Source organism: Hallella mizrahii, from assembly GCF_009695775.1.
In the GTDB taxonomy this organism is placed as follows: domain Bacteria; phylum Bacteroidota; class Bacteroidia; order Bacteroidales; family Bacteroidaceae; genus Prevotella; species Prevotella mizrahii.
The window spans coordinates 1-1,706 of sequence record NZ_VUNG01000091.1; the positions used below are offsets into that span (position 1 = coordinate 1).

1 protein-coding gene is annotated in these 1,706 nt (G+C 45.7%); it reads left to right on the plus strand.

The genetic code is table 11. The annotated features are described in order from the left end of the window. Positions 1-1,636 (plus strand): IS1634 family transposase (locus tag FYJ73_RS15550; RefSeq protein ID WP_206081815.1); only part of this gene is annotated, 1,636 nt, incomplete at its 5' end. Positions 1,637-1,706: the final 70 nt, after the last annotated feature.

A 1,706-nucleotide genomic window follows, 5' to 3' on the forward strand; every position in this document is an offset into this window, starting at 1 on the left:
ATTTTTGGGTGGCGCAAGCTATCTTTGCATCATGTTCGTACACAAGAAACGCCACAGATCAGGTGCTTATAGCATCGAGGTTCTGAGAAAGGACAGGTACTCCCGCAAGAATGTGACTGTAAAGATTATCGGGACAAGTTCCAATGCGCAAGAATTGCTTGCCTTGGAACGCAAGGCTCGTGAGTTTATAGACTCGCAGCTTGGCCAGCCTATTCCGATGGACTATCATTATCCTTTCGAAGACGATCTTGAGAGCTTCCTCTCTGGTATTTCCAACACGCAGATTCAAGTGATTGGTCCCGAACTTATCTATGGACGGCTTTACGACAAGATAGGATATGGAGGGATAGACAATGAGATGTTCCGTCATTTGGTAATTTGTCGTCTATTCAATCCGGGCAGCAAACTCCGCACGGTGGAGTATCTCCGACAATATCTGAACAAAGACTACGACGTGGATGCCATATACAAGTTCCTTGACAACCTTTGCTTCCGAAAAGACAAGGACTGCAAGAAGGACGCTTCCGGCAAAGTTATCAAGCCTGTTGGTAATGATATGAAGCACGATGTGGAACGCATATCCTATGCCTACACAAAGAAAATATGTGGCGGCGAAATAAACGTAGTGTTCTATGATATGACTACTCTTTACTTCGAGGCTGCGCAGGAAGACGACCTCCGCAAGACCGGTTTCTCTAAGGACGGCAAGCATTCGTGTCCTCAGATTTTCCTTGGCCTGCTTGTCACCACGGGCGGCAATCCAATAGGCTACGGAATTTACGAAGGGAATATACACGAGGGCAAGACGCTTGTACCGATGATAAAGGACCTGGCCGGGCGACACGGCTTCGACCATCCCGTAGTTATAGCCGATGCAGGTCTGCTTTCCAAGAAAAATATAGAAGACTTGGAGGCTGAGAAATACGAGTACATACTTGGTGCGAGGGTTAAGAGCGAGACTGCAGAGGTAAAGGAAGCAATACTTGGAATGAATCTAGAAAATGGCGATGTGAGGTGCATAGACAAGGCGAATGGCGTCAGGCTCATTGTTTCCATGAGTGACAAACGGGCTGCAAAGGATGAGGCAATGAGAAAGAAAGGACTTCAGAGACTCGAAAAGCGCTTTCAAACCGGCAAGTTGACAAAAGCAAACGTTAACAACCGCGGCTACAACAAGTATCTGAAGATGGATGGTGATGTGAGTGTTACGATTGACATGGACAAGTTCAACGCTGATGCCGCATGGGACGGAATCAAGGGATATGTCACGAACACGAAACTCTCGGATACGGAAGTCATATCCAATTACTCCAACCTATGGTTTATCGAGAGAGCCTTCCGTATGAATAAAGGAGACCTCCGTGCACGTCCAATTTATCATCGGTTGCACAATCGCATAGAAGCACACATCTGTATATGCTTTACGGCCTACACAATTATGTTGGAACTTGAACGAGAGCTGAAGGATGCCAACTCAGATATAACACTATACCAGGCAGGACGGCTGACCAAAACTATGTACCAACTGAACTACAAAATGCCCAACAGCCATCGCACAAAATCTGTAATTTTACAAATGGACAGCAAACAAAAGGAATTATACGACATTGTGTTGCAAAATGACGCTAAAAAATAACGCGTCTTGAGAGAACTGTATCTAACTGACCATAAAATCGGTCTTGGGTGGCGCAAAATAGGAAAACAGG